This is a genomic window from Nocardia grenadensis NBRC 108939, from assembly GCF_001613445.1.
Lineage (GTDB): Bacteria > Actinomycetota > Actinomycetes > Mycobacteriales > Mycobacteriaceae > Nocardia > Nocardia grenadensis.
The window spans coordinates 330,188-347,133 of sequence record NZ_BDCJ01000006.1; the positions used below are offsets into that span (position 1 = coordinate 330,188).

Here is a 16,946-nt window from a genome sequence, read left to right on the forward strand (position 1 = left end):
GCTCACGCCAGGGTCGTATGCCAGAGGAGCGCGGCGGTCAGGGCGCCGGCCCCGTTGACCGCCCAGTGCAGGGCGATGGGTGCCAGCAGGCTGCCGCTGCGGTGCCGTAGCCAGGTGAACACCATCGCGGCGGCGGCGGTCGCGGCGACGGCGATCAGTACTCCGCCGATCTGACCGGCCGCCCCGCCGCCGATCAGTTCGGCCAGTCCCCGGTTACCTGCGGTGAGTCCGAGAGACGAGGCGATATGCCAGAGCCCGAAGAGCAGGGACCCGGCCGCGAAGACACCCCGGGCGCCCCACGCCCGATCGAGGGTTCCGTGCAGGACCCCGCGGAAGGCGAGTTCTTCGGGGATCACGGTCTGCAGCGGGATCACGATCATCGAGGCGATGAGCGCGCCGGAGACGGTGGCGTAGCGGTCGGCCAGGAAGAACGGGCGGGTCAGCGGGAGCGCGGCCCCGATGACCACCGCCGCCAGCACCACCCCGACCGCGCCGAGTGCGTATTTGGTCCCGGTCCGCCAGTGCCGGGGCGACAGGCCCAGCTCCGACCAGTGCAGGCCGCGCCGACGCATGAGCCCCAGCAGCACCAGGGCGGCGATCGGCACGCTCACGATATTCGCCCACGCGGTGGTGAAATGGGCGATCAGATTGGTGCAGGTGAGCACCACCACGACGACCGCCACATCGGCATAGGCGTGGACTCTGGCGCGCGGAGCAGCTGGTTCCTGGGTAACCGGGTGGAGCATTCGGCCCAGTGTACGGACGGGCGGAGGGCACGCGGTGCCGGCTCGAAGATGGCAGGCCGGGGTCCGGCGGTCCGGACCGGGATACCCCTGGCCGGCCCGCTTGATGCCGGTCGTCGCAGCTCGGCGCGATCGGCGCCTCGGAATACTCAGGAACCGGGGGCCGGTTCCACGTCCCCGGCCCAGCCGTGCGGGTCGGTCCAGGCCTGCAGGCCGCGGCGGCTGTCGAAACGCCTGTTCTCGCCGGTCACCGGGTCGGTGAATTCGAGGGTGGCGGCCAGTAGCTGGAGCGGGCGAGTGAAATCGTCGACGGATTTATCGGTGATCAGCGGATAGAAATCGTCGCCGAGGATGGGGATGCCCAGTGAGTTCATGTGCAGGCGCAGCTGGTGGGTGCGGCCGGTCGCGGGGTGCAGTCGGTAGCGGGCGATATCGCCGCGCCGCTCGATCAGCTCGATCCGGGTCCGCGCGTTCGGCGCGCCGGGCACCTCCTGCGCGGCCAGGACGTGCTTTTCCTTGATGATGCGGCTTTCCAGGGACAGCGGGAAGATCAGCCCGCTACGGTACCCGGCCACGGCCTCGTATTCCTTGCGGACCCGCTGCCGCTGGAACAGCGTCTGGTAGGTGCCGCGGCGGGTCGGGTCGACCACGAACAACACGAGGCCGGCGGTGGCGCGGTCGAGACGATGCGCGGGGATCAGATCGGGCAGGTCGAGTTCACGGCGCAGTCGGACCAGGGCGGTCTGCAGGATATGGCTGCCGCGTGGAATGGTGGCCAGGAAATGCGGTTTGTCGGCGACCAGGATGGTGTCGTCGCGGTAGACGATCGGCAGGTCGAAGGGCACCGGTTTCTCATCGGGCAGATCGCGATGAAACCAGACCGCGCCCCCGGGCACGTAGGGCGCGTCGGGTGGGAGCGGGCCGGCCAGATCGACGATCTCACCGGCATGCAGCATTTCGTCGATGCGTGCGGGATCGACACGGGGCAGCCGGTGGACCAGATGGTCGCGAACGGTCGCCCAGTCACCCTCGTCGGGCAGCCGCAAGCGGGCCGGATCCAGCCCGAACCGTTTCGGTAGCGGCGGCTGCTGCCTTCTTCTCACCGGTCGCAGCATAGTCCGCGCGGCGCTGGCGCCGGCCGCACCGCCCGGCCGGTAATGGCGGTTACTTCCAGTAGCCCTGGGCTTTGATCTGCGTTTTCGGCAGCGCGTGGGTGGTCCGCAGACTTTTCACGATGGCGCGGGTGCTGGCGGTGTCGCAGGCGACCCAGGCGAAGGCGTCGGGGGCGACGGTGAGCTGTTCGGCCTGTTCGCGCATGGCGCGGCCGTCGTCGATGCGCTGGACCCAGGTGACCTCGTGGTGCGGTTTGTTGCGGACCGGCAGGTCGGTGTCCGATTCGTACTGCCATTCCAGCCAGACGCGGGCCGGGACGTCGCCGATCGATTCGAGCAGTGTGTTGATCGCCGGCAGCGAGGCGGAATCACCGAAGATCACGTACTCACCGGGTGCGGTCGCGGGCAGTTCGAACTTGGAACCCAGTACCGAGGTTTCGATGACATCACCGACCCGGGCGCGTTCGGCCCACTGGCTGGCCGGTCCGCTGTGTACGGCGAACTCTATGTGGAAGTGGTCGTTGTCGGGGTCCTGGTCGATGAGGGTGTAACCGCGGTGGTGCAGTTTGTCGGTCTCGGCGTCGGGGATCCACAGGCGGATGAACTGCGTCGGGTGTACCGGGTGATCGGCGAGTAGACCCCCGGCGGTGAAACCGATGCGGACGTACTTGTCGGTGAGCCGCTCCGTGGAGGTGACGGTCAGCCGGTAGTCGTCGGCCCGCCACATCTTCAGCATTACGCCATTACTGCCTCTTCCCATGCAGGTTAGCTTAACCTAAGTTTCAGTCGGGATCGGCGCTTCGGTGCGCGCCGAGGTGAAACGGCGATCGTGGTGGCGCACCGGCCGGCCGGTCGGCCGTCATCGCGCACGCGATCGGATCCACTTCCTGGACGGCGGCCGGATCGTCGAACGCGGGACCCTGCCGAGCTACCGGGGCCGCTACGCGGACTTCTGGAACGAGCGGTCCGGTGCGGGGGTCGGCGGCTGGAACGGAGTGTCGGATAAGCGGTTCGGGGGCCAGGGGAGCGGCGGCGAGGCTGTACGTGCGTTCCCGGGAACCGGCGTTTAGCTTAGCTAAGCAACTTATGCGAGTGCGTGGTCTGGAGAATCGCACTCTCGGAATGTAAGGTAAACCTAAGCTTATGCGTGACAGTGGTTCGGCAGCCGAGGCCGTACCGAGCAGTACAGGAGGTCGGGTGACCGAACCGTTCGTGGTCGCCGCCTCCGCTGCCCGTAGTAGGAGGTGACTGATGACCGTCGTCGACGATATCAGGAGTGTCGAACCGCTGGCCGTGGCCGGCCCGACGGGCGTCGAGCGCGAGCGAATGCTCGGGGAGTGGGCCACCGGCGTCGAACCCTATGATGTATCCGCACTGGTCACCGTGATCCGGCACGGTCATATGGTCCCCTCGGCCCGATCGGCGGCACGCTGCGCGGACGAGCAGCTCACCTACGGCGATCTCTTCGACGACCTCGACCGATTCCGCGGCGTGCATCGCTCCTCCGCGGTACCCACCGCCGCCGGTGTCGCCGCGCTGCTGAGCGAATTCGTCACCGCCTCCCGGATCGGCGTCGGCCGCTTCGGTCGGGCCGGCCTGCTGCTGGGGGCCGACGCTCTCGCGGTAGCCGTCGCCGACCGCCGCTGTGTGGCCGCCGACCGCCGGCTGCGGCGGTTCGATCCGGCGGCCCGGCCCGCGGATGTGCGGCTGCTGGCGCTGCCGTGGGACGATCCGCAGAACGCGGTGGACCTGCTGGCGGCGTGGTCGGCCGGGGCGTCGGTGGTGGTACCGACCGAGACCCAGCGTCGTGACCCGGCGCTGCTGGCCGGGCTGATCGAAACCCACGGGGTCACCCAGGTCGTCGCGGACGCCGAACTGCCGGTGTTGCTGATGGCCGAGGGGGTCGACCGGTTGCCTACCGTGGCCCGCTGGGATCTCGTCGGCACCTACGGCGGCTCGGCGCCGGCCGAAGCGGTGCGCTGCCTGTCGCCGGAGGCGGTGGCCACCGTCGCGTTCCATTCGGTCGCCTACCTCGGAGCGGTCTCCCGGGGGCCGCTCGCGCCGACCGGCTGGACCCGGCCGGTACCGGGGGCGAAGGTGCTGCCGCTCGACGAGGGTCGGTTGGTGCCGGCCGGCGTGGTGGGTGATATCCATGTGGGCGGGCGCGCGCTCGCCGCAGAACTGGCTGTCGGTCACCACCGGGAATGCTTCGTGGCCGATCCTTTCGAGGCCGGGGCCCGGTTGTTCCGGACCTCGCACCGCGGATGGTGGACGCCGGAAGGCCGGTTGATCATCGAATCGTGACCGGCCCGGCTACTGCCGGATCGATCGCCCTACGGCGAGAGCCTTCTCCTCGGGGGTGGAGGGCGACCCGGCCGGTGGCCGAGTTGTCGCCACGGGTGTTGCGGGTCGGCCGGTGTGGCCGGGGGTCGCCGAGTCGATACCATCGCTCGTCGGCTCGGTACCGCAGTCGGGTCGGCCTCCGGGCCGCGGTGTCCTTTTCGCGAAACGACCCGAACCCGTCCCGGCTCGGCCGCCTTGCCCCGGCTCGGTGAGGCCGGTGCGAGCAGTGCGGTCACCGGTCGAAGAACAGCGTCCGGACCTGCGGGTTCACGAATTCCCTGACTTGGGCCGCCGTTTCGCGGTCTCCTCCATGTAAGGTAAGCCTATGCGAAGTCGGGTGGATCGGATCGCGTCTGCGTGCGATCGCCACCACGCCATCTGAGGCGCGACGCCATTGGGTTGTCGGGAAAGTTGGGAGAACCAGTGGACAGACTTCTGGTCGTCGGTGCGGGTCCGAAAGCCATGGCGGTAGCGGCCAAAGCGTATGTGCTGCGGGAGCTCGGATTGCCCGCGCCGCAGGTCACCGTCGTGGAACCGCATGCGGTGGGCGGGAACTGGCTGGCCGCGGGTGGCTGGACCGACGGCAGGCACCGGCTGGGCACGAGCCCGGAGAAGGATATCGGTTTCCCCTACCATTCGACCTGGGCCCGGGGGCACAACCACGCGGTCAACGAGGCCATGATGGCGTTCGGGTGGACGGCCTTCCTGGTCGAGCGCGGCACCTATGCCGAATGGGTCGACCGGGGCCGGCCGAGCCCGGAACACAATCTGTGGGCGAAGTACCTGCAGTGGGTGGCGCGGCGGTCCGGTGTCGAGATCCTGCGCGGCCGGGTGCGGACCATTCGCGCCGACGGCGCGGGCTGGCGGGTCACGGTGGCCGAGGCCGAGGGGGCCGCCCTGGAGGCCGAAGCCGATCGGCTGATGATCACCGGACCGGGCGATAGTCGGCGCGCTCTCGCGCAGCACCCGAAAGTGCTGAGTATCGCGGATTTCTGGGATCTGGCCGGGCGGCGGCAGCTGCCGGTGTCCTCGCGGGCCGCGGTGATCGGCGGCGGCGAGACCGCCGGATCCGCCATGGACGAACTCGTCCGCCACGATGTGCTGACCGTTTCGGTGATCTCGCCCGGGGCGACCATCTACACACGTGGCGAGAGTTATTTCGAGAACTCCCTGTTCAGTGATCCCGCGAAATGGCGGGCGCTGAGTATCGCCGAACGCCGGGATGTGGTGCGGCGTACCGACCGCGGGGTGTTCTCGGTGCGGGTGCAGGAATCGCTGCTCGCGGACAACCGGGTGCACCACCTGCAGGGCCGGGTGGTGCGGGTGGCCGATCAGGGTGACGGTGTCGCGCTGACGCTGCGCAACGAGTCCCGCCCCGATCAGATGCACGCCTTCGACCTGGTGGTGGACGCGACGGGTGGTCAGCCGCTGTGGTTTCTGGACCTGTTCGACGAGGAGGCCGCCGACCTGCTCGAACTGGCCGTCGGGGGTCCGCTCACGCAGGCGCGGATCGAGGCGGCGATCGATCACGATCTGTCGGTGGACGGATTGCCCGCGAAGTTGTACCTGCCGAATATGGCCGGCCTGGCACAGGGCCCGGGGTTCCCGAATCTCAGCTGCCTGGGCGAGCTTTCGGACCGGATTCTGGCGAACTCGCCCGCGGCACCGGCAGCGGCCGGTGTGCGGGCCGGTGCCCAACCGGCGGGCCTCTGAAGCTAGGCTAGGCTTGCCTTACTTAACGGCTATATGGGGATGAGGTTGGTTCATGCGTATCGTCTCGTTCGGGTTCCAGACCTGGGGGCGAAAGACTCTGCAGGCGCTCATCGACTCCGAGCACGAGGTCGTGCTCGCGGTCACCCACCCCGCCAGTGCAGACTCCTACAAGGGGATCTGGTCGGATTCGGTGGAAGAGCTCGCCCGCGAACACGGTATTCCCGTCCATCTGACCGAGCGGGCCGACGCCGAGACCATCGACCTGGTCAAACGCGCCGAACCGGATGTCATCGTGGTGAACAGCTGGTACACCTGGATGCCGCCGGAGCTGTACACCATGCCCACCCACGGCACCCTGAATCTGCACGATTCGCTGCTGCCGAAGTTCACCGGATTCTCACCGGTGCTGTGGGCGCTGATCAGCGGCGCCTCCGAATTCGGTCTGACGGTGCACCGGATGGACGAGCAACTCGACACCGGCGATATCCTCGTGCAGCATTCGCTGCCCATCGGTCCGCGTGCCACGGGTACCGAATTGGTGCTGGCCGGTATGGAACTCATCCCCGGCGCGGTGCACGAGGCGCTGGAAGCGCTCGCCTCCGGTACCGCGCAGTGGCGGCCGCAGGACAAGGCCGCGCGCACCTACTTCCACAAGCGGTCCGACCGCGACAGTCGTATCGATTGGACTTGGCCCGCGGTGGATCTGGAGCGATTCGTGCGGGCCCTGTCGGCGCCGTACCCGCGCGCGTTCGGCTACTACCGGGGCGAGCGGGTCGAGGTACTGGCGGCCGCGGTGTCCGCGGCCCGCTACGGCGGCACCCAGGGCCGGGTCATCGTGCAGGAGAACGGCGGTGTCGTGGTGTGTGGGCCAGACGCCCATCGCGGTGACAACCACGGCCTGCTGATCACCCGGGTCCGGACCGCCGACGGAACCGAACACAGCGGCGTCGAATTCTTCCGGCGCGGCGGATATCTGACCGACACACCGCAATGACCCGGCCGGCCGGCGCCTCCACGCCGGCCGCAGGGAAGAGAACCACAGCACGGGCCGAAGGGAATCATGTCGATCATCGCAGGCGGCGCGAATCGGGCCCGGCACGTCGAACCCGTCCCACCCGGGCGGCCGGTGCCGCGGCGGCCGCTGTCGGCCGGGCAACGCCGCGCCTGGTACCTGCAGACCCGTGATCCCGACGACAGCACGCTGAACATCCCGCTGGTGTACCGGATGCGTGGCGCCCTCGACACCGAGCGGCTCTGCGCGGCCGTGGCATCGATCGTCGCACGCCAGGACGTGCTGCGCACGACCTACGGGCTGGACGCCGACGGCGAGCCCTACCGGGTGGTTCGCGCGGATCTGCCCTTCCAGTGGCAGGAACACGATCTGACCGCACTGGCCGAGGAAGCCGCCCGCCGCCGGGTCGAGGTGTTGACACGGCGCGCGCTGGCCCGGCCCTTCGATCTGGCCGGTGAAGCACCGCTGCGGACCATGCTGATCCGCCGGGGCGCCGAAGATCATCTGCTGCTCCTGGTGGCGCACACCGTCGCCTGGGACGACGCATCGGCATCGGTTTTCGCCGAAGAGCTGACCGCGGCGTACAACGGCGCCGCACCCCCGGCCCGGCCCGGGGAGCGGCCGGCCGGTACGGACGCGGACGGCGACGGTCTGCGGTACTGGCGCCGGGAACTGCACCCGCTGCCCGAGCCGCTGGAATTACCGGGCATACCCGCCGCGCGGCCGACGGGTACGGATACCGTCGCGCGCACTTCGATTCCGCTGCCCACCGGTCTGCTCGGCCGGGTACGGACGACCGCGGCAGCGTACGGGGTGGACGACGACGCGGTGCTGCTCGCCGCGTTCGCCGCCCTGATCCACCGGTACACGGCCGCCGACGATTTCCTGGTGGCCGTTCCCGCCGATCTGCGCGGTCCGCGCGAAACCGGAACGATCGGGTACTTCGGTAACACCGTCCTCGTCCGGGCCATGCCGCGACCGGCGGATACCTTCGCCGAGTTCCTGGGCCGGATCGCCGGTACGGTAGCGGCGGGGCACGAGCGTCGGCATATCGGTATCGACCGGGTGGTCCACGCGATCAACCCGGACCGCACCGGCGCCCGGGACGGTCTGGAGCAGATGGCCAGGGTCGGTTTCGGGGTGCGCGCACCGTTCGCGCTTCCGGAACTGGAAAGTGTCACCACCACGCTGGAAACCTGCGGCTCGCCGGTCGTGCCGGTTCCGCTACGGGTCACGGTGGTGCCGGATCCGGAGCAACCGCGAGTGGAAGCCGAGCACCGGCTCGGCCGACCGGCCGGGTATCCGGCCGAACAGCTGCTCGCGCACTACATCCGGTTGCTCGGCAGCGCGACGGAGGATCCGCGGGTCCGGCTGGGCGAGGTCGACTTCTTCGGCGTGGAGGACCGGGCCCGGTTGCTCGCGCGATCACACGGTGAACTGGTCCCGGCCCCGGACGCGACCCTCGTATCGCTGTTCGAGGACCGGGCCGCGCGCGCCGGCACCGCGACTGCTGTCGTGGCGCCCGGTGCGGCCGGTGACGCCGAATTCGAACTGACCTACGCCGAGCTGAACATTCGCGCGAACCGCCTGGCGCGCTGGTTCGCCGGGCGGGGGATCGGGACCGAGGATCTGGTCGCCCTGCGTATCGCCAATTCCGCCGAGTTCGTGGTGGCGGTCCTGGCGGTACTGAAGGCGGGCGCCGCCTATCTTCCCATCGACCCGTCCTATCCGGACAAGCGCATCGACTTCCTGGACGCCGACGCCCGGCCGCGGCTGGTGCTCGGCCGGGCGGAGCTGGCGGCCGCGGAGGCGGACGCCGGAAAGCTGGCGGGCCATGACCTCGGCGACGCCGAACGGGTGCGGCCGTTACGTCCCGACAACCTGGCCTATGTCATCTACACCTCGGGTTCGACCGGAAACCCGAAGGGCGTCGAGGTCTCGCACGCCGCGATCGCCGACCACCTGATCGGGTTCGCCGCCGAATGGGATATGACCGCGGCCGACCGGCTGCTGCAGACCTCGTCGGTGAGTTTCGACGCCTCCCTGCTCGATATTTTCGTGACCCTGTCGCTCGGTGCCTGTCTGGTGGTGCCCGAACCGGCCGCGCTCCGCGATATCCCCTACGTGTCGGACCTGATCACGCGCCACGGGGTGACCGTCCTGCATATGGTGCCGTCATTGCTGAGCACCTTCCTGATGCTGCCCGAGGTGACCGAATGGCGTGCGCTGCGCCGGGTTCCGGTCGGCGGTGAGGCGCTGCTCGGAGAGGTGGCCGACCGGTTCGCCGGCGTTTTCGACGCCGAACTGCGCAACCACTACGGGCCGACCGAGGGCGTGGTCTCGGCCACCCACCTCACGGTGCGGGGGCCGCAGGGCACCCGGATCGTGCCGGTCGGTGTGCCGAACCGCAATGTGTACGTCTACCTGCTGGACAACCGGCTACAGCTGGTTCCCGACGGGGTGATCGGGGAGATCTATCTCGGCGGCGGACAGCTGGCCCGGGGTTATCTGCATCGCTGCGCGCTGACCGCCGAGCGGTTCGTGGCCGATCCCTTTCTGCCCGGACAGCGGCTGTACCGGACCGGTGATCTGGCACGGCGTAACAGCGCGGGGGAGCTCGAATTCGTCGGTCGCGCCGACGAACAGGTCAAGGTGCGGGGCTACCGGATCGAATCCGGCGAGGTGCAGGCGGCGCTGTCCGCGCATCCCGGTGTCGGCGCCTGCGCCGTGGTGGCCTACCAGGACCCGGCCACCGGAACCGCGCTGGCCGCCTACCTGGTTTCCGCCGCGGGCGAACTGGACGCGGCCGAGGTCCGGGCATACGCGGCACGCTCACTACCCGACTACATGCTGCCCACCGCCTGGGCCGTGATCGACGAGATACCGCTGACCGAACACGGCAAGCTCGACAAACGGGCCCTGCCCGCGCCCCGGCGGCTCGCAATGGCGGCGGCCCGGCCGCCGGGTACGCCCACCGAGGCCCGGCTGGCCGCCCTGTTCGAGGAACTCTTCGGGTGCGCGGGGGTGGGCGCGCACGATTCGTTCTTCGAGCTGGGCGGGCATTCGCTGCTTGCGAACCGCCTGGTGCTGTCGCTGCGGCGGGAATTCGGTGTCGTGCTCGATGTCCGGGCGCTCTTCGACGAGCCGACCGTGGCCGGCCTGGCGGCACTCGTGGATGCCACCCCGGTGCGCGGAACCGGCCGTCCCGAACTGGACCGCGGGCCCCGGCCCGAGCGGCTTCCGCTGTCCTACAACCAGCGCGCGGTCGCCGGGCCCGGTGCGGTCCGGGTGGCGGTGCGGCTGGACGGTCCGTTGGATCGTTCCGCGTTGACCGAGGCATTCGGTGATGTGTACGCGCGGTACGAGATCCTGCGTACGGTCATCGCCGGTGCCGGGGAGGCGAGACACCAGGTGGTGCTGCCGGAACTACCGGCCGAGCTACCGGCCGACGAACTTCCCGACGGCGATCCGGCCGATATCCGCACCGCGCCGGTGGTATTCGATCGGGCGGCCGGTCCGCTGGTGCGGCCGCGGCTCCGCGTGCTCGGGGCGGACCGGCACATACTGGTGCTCACCGCCGACCGGCTGGTCGCCGACGACCGGTCGCTGCGCATTGTGCTGACCGATCTGGCCACGGCCTATCGCAGCCGGGTGAGGGCCGGGACGGCACCGCGATGGCCGGCCCCGGCCGTCGCTTACGCCGACTACACACTGTGGCAGCTGGCCGTCGCCGAATCGGCGGGGCCGCAGTTGGAGCAGTGGCGCGCCGCGCTCGCCGGATCACCCGCCGTGGTGACCTCGGGTGTACCGGCGAAGGTCCGGTCGGCCGGATTCGAGGTATCCGCGGGACTGCGCCGCCGGTTGCGGGCCCACGCCGAAACGGTGGGGGCCTCGGAGTACATGCTCTACCAGGCCGTGGTGGCCGCCCTGCTGTACGGCCACGAGGGCGGAGTGGATATCGCGCTGGGCGTGCCGCTGTCGGGACGCGCCGACAGCACGGTGGCCGAAGTGGTCGGGCCGCTCTCCGCGCTGGTGGTGTTACGCCACGATCTGTCGGGCGACCCGACGCTGCGCACGGTGCTCGACCGGGCACGGGCGACCGCGCTCGGCATCTACGGCAGTCAGGACATGGTGGTGGACGCGATCGCCGCCGCGGTCCATCCGGACCGGTCACCGTACGACCTGTGCCGGGCCGTGGTCGAATTCGGCGAGCAGTCGGAGCCGGATCGGATCTGGCTGGGCGACGAGGTGGAGGGTCGGATACTGGATACCGGCAGCGAGCCGGCGCGGCGGCCGATCTTCGCGTTCGGTTCCACGGCCGCGGGCGATCTGCGGGTGACCGTGCGAGCCGACACGGAGCTGTACGACGCGGACCGGCTGGAATCGCTCGCGCGGCAGCTCCGGCAGCTGCTGGCGGCCTTCGTCGACACGCCGGATCTCCCGGTGTCGGAGTCGACCGCGCTCGGCGATATGACCCGCCGATGAACGCCGGGAGCGTCCGACCCAGGTGTGTTCCGGATTATGACGTGAAGGCTCCACAACGCTTCCACTATCGTTTAGGATAGGCTAACTTACCTCGGCGGGCGCCGACACCGCTGTTCGCGCCCCGCGGAGGTTTCGATCGGTGAGCTCGAGGATCGCAATGCCAGATTCACTTGTGCAGCAAACGGTTACGCAGGAACCCGCCGGGCCCCGCCCGGCGCCCGGGCGGGCCGGAGTGGGGCGCGCGGTGCCGTTGTCGCTGTCGCAGCAGGCGGCCCTCCTGCCGGAACGGCTGCACGATCCGGCCGGCCGAGGCGGGTCGCCGGTGCCGAATCTGTTCGTCGCGGTCGAGATCACCGGCGCGCTGGATCCCGCCGCGCTCGAGCGCGCGGCGGCCGCCCTGCTCGCCGACCACGAGATCCTGCGCAGCGTCTTCCCCGACGATCGGCGCCTGCCCTATCAGCAGCCCTTGCCCGTGCCGGACGCGGTGCTGGAGATCGTGCCGGGCACGACCGATGAGACCGCGCTGGTCGCGGCCCTCGCCGGGGACGCCGGGCATCGTTTCGATCCGGTGCGGCGGATCCCGCTGCGAATGCGGCTGTACCGGCTCGCGGGACGCGATGTACTCACCGTCGCCGTGCATCCGGTCGCGGCGGACAACCGGGCGCTGGACCTGATCGTCGCCGGTCTGTTCGCCCGCTGTACCGGTGAAAGCGTGGAGGTCGCGGGGCAGTACCGCGATTTCGCCGCCGCCCAGCTGCGCGATCTCGCCGCGACCGCGGCGGACGATCCGGCGCTGGCCTATTGGACCGAGCGACTCTCCGGTGCCCCGGCGCGAACGCCCGTCATCACCGTGGGCGCGGGCGGCGGTCTCGCGCATCGCACGGTGGAGCTGCCCGCGGAGACCGTCGCGGCGCTGACCGTTTCCGGCGTGCCGAGCGCGCCGCTGCTCGCGCTGGCGGCCGCCGCTCTGCGCGGCGCCGGGCTCGGCGACGATATGGTCATCGGCCTCGCCGATTCCGCGCGTACCGCGGAATCGGCGCGGGTGATCGGTAATTTCACCAACTATCTGGCACTTCGCCTGGACGCCGCGAGCGGGACCGCGCGGGAGTCGATCGATCGGGCGGCCACGGCCGTCGCGGCAGCGCGCGAATACGCCGGCCCGCGGATCGAACGACTGACCCATCTGCTGCGCGGGCACGCGGTCCCGGCCGAGGGCGGTCTGTTCCAGGCGCAGGTGCAGCTCCGCGCCGAGGGAGCGCTCGCGCTGGAGGGCCACGGGTTGTCCGTCCGGGAGATCGGGCGGCAGGTGGCGCGTCCGTATGGTGTGGACATCGTCTTCGATATCGTCCCGGCGGCCCACGGTTCCCTCACGGTGCACATCGTCTTCCCGCCGCAGCTGGCCGGACGACCGGAGATCGACGGTTTCGCGGCCGGATTCGCGCAGCGGGCCGCCGCCTGGGCCGCGGACCCCGGGACGCCGATCGGTGCCGACGACACGGCGCCCGCCTTGTTCGCCGCGGCGACCGCGGGATTCGTGTTCATGACCTCCGGGCTGGGTGGCCCGCCGCGGTCGGCGGCCGAACGGGTGATCGCCGAGGCGATCCGTACCGTGCTCGAACTGGACGAAGAAGACGAGATCGGCCGGGAGGACACCTTCTTCTCGCTCGGCGGTGACAGTATCGCGGCCCTGCGCATGGTGACCGATCTGGGCGAGCAGGGGTATGCGCTCGATGTGCAGACCGTTTTCGGTCACCCGGCCGTGCACGAGCTGGCACGGCAGCTGGAGCGGGACGAGGCGCACACCGGTGTGGAAGTGGAACAGGCGCCCGCGGTGGCGCCGATGGGCGCGTCGGGATTGGACGCGGCGACCTTGAGTGCGCTGGGGAGGAAGTTCGGCGCTCGGTGAGCGACCCCGGGTGACCTTGCCCGGGGCCTCGCGGTAGTTCCGGCGCCGGTTCCATTCCGTTGTCCGGCCCGGTGAATCGGACTTCTCGGGCCCGATTTCCGGTGCTGATCCGGAGGTTCCCCAGCAGTGGGTACCTCCATTATTGTTAGGCAAGGCTTGCCTATATTCTTTGCGCAGGTTCTTGTGGTTGAGGAGTGGGATGCTCGACAAATCCGAGGTACGCGACGTGGTGGCGGCAGCCATCGGCGTACCGCCCGAGTCAGTGGGTTACGACGACGATCTCGTCGGCCTGGGCATGCACTCGATGCAGCTCATGAAACTGTCGGCGGCCTGGCGCAAACAGGGAGTGGACGTCCGGAGTTCGCAGCTGGCGCTGGAGCCGACGATCACCGCCTGGACCCGGCTGCTGTCGGCGAGCGGCGACACCGAACCCGCGACACCCGCACAACCGGCAGTTGCCGAACCCGTCGAACCGGCCGGTGAATTCGGGCTGGCGACCATGCAACACGCCTACTGGATGGGCCGGCGCGGTGACCAGCGGCTCGGCGGGGTCGCCGCACATCTGTACGTCGAGTTCGACGGTCACGGCGTGCGGGCGGACCGTCTCGAACGCGCGGTGGCCCGGCTGGTCGCCCGTCACCCGCAGCTGCGCGCGCAGTTCCTCGACAGCGGCACCCAGCGGGTACTCCCGGACGCGCCGCCGATTTTCGACACGGCCGACCTGACCGGCCACGCCGATCCGGCCGCCGAACTGGAGCGGTTGCGTCAGCGCAAAAGCCATCAGCGAATGGACGTCGGCAAGGGGCAGGTGGTCGATATCGCCCTGAGCCTGCTGCCCGACGGCCGCCACCGGCTGCACCTCGACGTGGACATGCTCGCCGCGGACGCGCAGAGCTACCGGCGCATCCTCGACGACCTGGCACAACTCTACGAAGCCGATGCCGACGGCCTCGCACCGCTCCGGTACACCTTCCGCGAGTACCTCACCGACCGGGAGCGCACCGCACCGGACAACAGTGCCGACCGGCAGTGGTGGGCCGAGCGCCTGGACGAGCTGCCGGATATCCCCGCGCTCCCGGTGATCCCGGAAACCGAACGCGCCGATCCGACCCGCAGCATCCGGCTGCACCACTGGTTCGACGCCGGTACCGCGGCGCGGTTGCGGCGGCACGCCCACGGCAACGGGGTCACTCCGGCGGTGGCGCTGGCGACCGTTTTCGCCGAGGTGATCGCACGCTGGTCGGCCCGGCAGCGGTTCCTCCTCAATGTCCCGCTGTTCGCGCGGGAACCGCTGCACGACGAGATCGACGCCGTGGTGGGGGATTTCACCAACTCGGTACTGGTGGATGTCGATGCCACCCGGCCCGAATCCATGGCCGCCCGCGCCGCCCGATTGCAGCACGCGCTGCACACCGGTGCCGCGCACGCTCGCTACGAGGGCCTGGATGTACTGCGCGACCTCGGCCGGCTGCGCGGAGCGCCCGTCACTCCGTCGGTGGTGTTCACCTCGGGCCTGGATCTCGGGGAGCTGTTCTCCGAACGGGTCACCCGGATCTTCGGGAAACCGGTGTGGATCCTGTCGCAGGGGCCGCAGGTCGATCTGGACGCGCAGGTCGCCGAGGTCGGTGGCGGTCTGCTGGTGAACTGGGACATTCGCCGGGACGCGCTGCCCGAGGGGATCGCGGACGCGATGTTCGAGCAGTTCCGGCTGATCCTCGAGACCCTGGTCGAACCGGAGGCCGACTGGTCGGCGCCGCTGGCGATCGCGCTACCGGAGGCACAGCGGGCGGTCCGGGCCGCGGTCAACGACACCGCGGCCGATCTCGGCGCACGGACCCTGCACGAATCGTTCTTCGACCGGGCGGCGCGGGAGCCGGGACGTCTCGCGCTCGGGTGGCGGTCGGGCTCGCTCACCTACGGGGAACTGGCCACACAGGCGCTGGCGGTGGCCGGCGCGCTGGACGCCGCCGGAGTGCGGGTGGGCGATACGGTCGCGGTGCTCGTGCCCAAGGGGCCGCGGCAGATCCCGGCGGTGCTGGGGGTGCTGGCGGCCGGTGCGACCTATCTGCCGATCGGTACCGGCCAACCGGCGGCGCGGCGGGACCGTATCCTGCGGCGCGGCGGCGCGCGGGTGGCGCTGGTGGACGGCGCCACCGGCTTCCCGGACGAGGTGATCGCGCTTCCCCTGGACCGGGCCCTGTCCGCCGACCCGCTCGCCGGGCCCCGCGACTGCGACCCGGCCGCGGTCGCCTATGTGCTGTTCACCTCCGGTTCCACCGGCGAACCGAAGGGTGTGGAGGTCGGGCACCGCGCGGCGGCCAACACCGTCGACGCACTCACCGCGCATTTCGGCCTCGGTCCCGGCGACCGGACGATCGCGCTGTCCGCACTCGAATTCGATCTGTCCGTTTTCGATATCTTCGCCCCGCTCGCGCTCGGCGGTGCCGTGGTCTGTGTCGACGACGTCACCGAACGCGACGCGCAGGCATGGAGCGCGTTGATCGAGCAGTACGCGGTCACCGTCGTGAACGGCGCGCCCGGGCTGGTCGCGATGCTGGCCGATACCGCCACCGGCGCGCAGCCGGCCACGGTACGGCTGGTGATCACCGGCGGCGACCGGGTGCCGGCCGAACTCGGGCATCGGCTGCGTGCCCGGGTACCGGGCCTGCGTTTCGCCGGGCTCGGCGGTACCACCGAAACCGCCATCCACTCCACCGTGTACGAGGTCACCGACGAATTCCCGGTCGGCTGGGTCACCGTGCCCTACGGTGTGCCGCTGGCGAATGTCGTGCTGCGCGTGGTGAACGAACGCGGCGAGGACTGCCCGGACCGGGTGCCGGGTGAGCTGTGGATCGGCGGGGTGAGTGTGGCCGACGGTTATCGCGGCGACCCCGCCCGCACCGCCGACCGCTTCGTCGAGCTGGACGGAACGCGCTGGTACCGCACCGGGGACCTGGCCCGCTACCTGCCCGACGGCACGGTGGAGTTCCTCGGGCGGGCCGACCATCAGGTCAAGATCCGTGGTTACCGTGTCGAACTCGGCGAAGTGGAAGCGGCGCTGTGCGCACTGCCCGATATCCGTGCCGCCGTCGCCCTGGTCACCGAATCGGGACGACTGGTCGCGGCCGCGGTCGCCGCGCCGGGCGCGGAACCCGCCGACCCGGTCGCGCGGCTACGGGAGTTGCTGCCCGCGCAGATGATCCCCGAATCGGTCCGCCTGCTCGAGGAGATGCCGCTGACCTCGAATGGGAAATCCGACCGCGCCGCGATCCGCGCGCTGTTCGCCGCCGATACCGGGCACGAGCCCGTCTACGTCGAGCCCGAGGGCGATATCGAGGCGGCGGTGGCCTATATCGCGGCCCAGGTGCTCGGCCTGCCGCGGCTCGGGGTGGAGACCGATTTCTTCGACGCCGGCGGTAATTCGATTCTGGCGACAACGCTCACCGCCAAGATCCGGGGTCTGCTCGCGGTCGCTGATCTCGGGGTCACGGTGGTGCTGGAGGCGCGCACGGTGCGCGGGATCAGCGCGGCACTACGGGCCGCCGACACCTCCGGCCGGTTGGACCGGGTGGCGCGCATTCTGCTGGAGGTCGCCACAGTGGGCACTGCCGAGGACATGGAGGTCGTCTGAG

9 protein-coding genes are annotated in these 16,946 nt (G+C 70.2%); 6 read left to right on the forward strand and 3 right to left on the reverse strand.

Annotated elements, in window-relative coordinates; all coding sequences use genetic code 11:
• Positions 1–2 precede the first annotated feature (2 nt).
• The 3 genes from NGR01S_RS08400 to NGR01S_RS08410 all read right to left on the reverse strand — a co-directional run bounded on the left by NGR01S_RS08400 (position 3) and on the right by NGR01S_RS08410 (position 2,615).
• Positions 3–746 (reverse strand): CPBP family intramembrane glutamic endopeptidase, encoded by a 744-nt coding sequence (locus NGR01S_RS08400; RefSeq protein WP_063035585.1) that lies wholly within the window; start codon positions 744–746, stop codon positions 3–5.
• Positions 747–892: 146 nt separating this feature from the next.
• Complete coding sequence (locus tag NGR01S_RS08405; RefSeq protein WP_218020747.1) at positions 893–1,858, reverse strand: pseudouridine synthase; 966 nt, start codon at positions 1,856–1,858, stop codon at positions 893–895.
• A gap of 49 nt (positions 1,859–1,907) precedes the next feature.
• Positions 1,908–2,615: a siderophore-interacting protein gene (locus NGR01S_RS08410; RefSeq protein ID WP_063035586.1), complete on the reverse strand. Its 708-nt coding sequence runs from the start codon at positions 2,613–2,615 to the stop codon at positions 1,908–1,910.
• Between the two features lie 491 nt (positions 2,616–3,106).
• Between NGR01S_RS08410 and NGR01S_RS08420 the strand changes: the two genes are divergently transcribed.
• The 6 genes from NGR01S_RS08420 (at position 3,107) to NGR01S_RS08445 (ending at position 16,945) form a co-directional block, all read left to right on the forward strand.
• On the forward strand, positions 3,107–4,159 hold the full coding sequence (locus tag NGR01S_RS08420; protein ID WP_063035588.1) for an acyl-CoA synthetase family protein: 1,053 nt from the start codon (positions 3,107–3,109) through the stop codon (positions 4,157–4,159).
• Positions 4,160–4,621: 462 nt separating this feature from the next.
• Positions 4,622–5,911 (forward strand): SidA/IucD/PvdA family monooxygenase, encoded by a 1,290-nt coding sequence (locus tag NGR01S_RS08425; RefSeq protein ID WP_063035589.1) that lies wholly within the window; start codon positions 4,622–4,624, stop codon positions 5,909–5,911.
• A 52-nt stretch (positions 5,912–5,963) separates the two neighbouring features.
• On the forward strand, positions 5,964–6,905 hold the full coding sequence (locus tag NGR01S_RS08430) for a methionyl-tRNA formyltransferase (protein ID WP_063035590.1): 942 nt from the start codon (positions 5,964–5,966) through the stop codon (positions 6,903–6,905).
• A gap of 66 nt (positions 6,906–6,971) precedes the next feature.
• The gene (locus NGR01S_RS08435) at positions 6,972–11,408 is read left to right on the forward strand and encodes a non-ribosomal peptide synthetase (protein ID WP_063035591.1); all 4,437 of its coding nucleotides are present in this window, start codon (positions 6,972–6,974) and stop codon (positions 11,406–11,408) included.
• A gap of 157 nt (positions 11,409–11,565) precedes the next feature.
• Positions 11,566–13,314, forward strand: coding sequence for a condensation domain-containing protein (locus NGR01S_RS08440; protein ID WP_063035592.1), 1,749 nt, complete (start codon positions 11,566–11,568; stop codon positions 13,312–13,314).
• 199 nt (positions 13,315–13,513) lie between these two features.
• On the forward strand, positions 13,514–16,945 hold the full coding sequence (locus tag NGR01S_RS08445; RefSeq protein ID WP_063035593.1) for a non-ribosomal peptide synthetase: 3,432 nt from the start codon (positions 13,514–13,516) through the stop codon (positions 16,943–16,945).
• The last annotated feature ends 1 nt before the right edge of the window (position 16,946 follow it).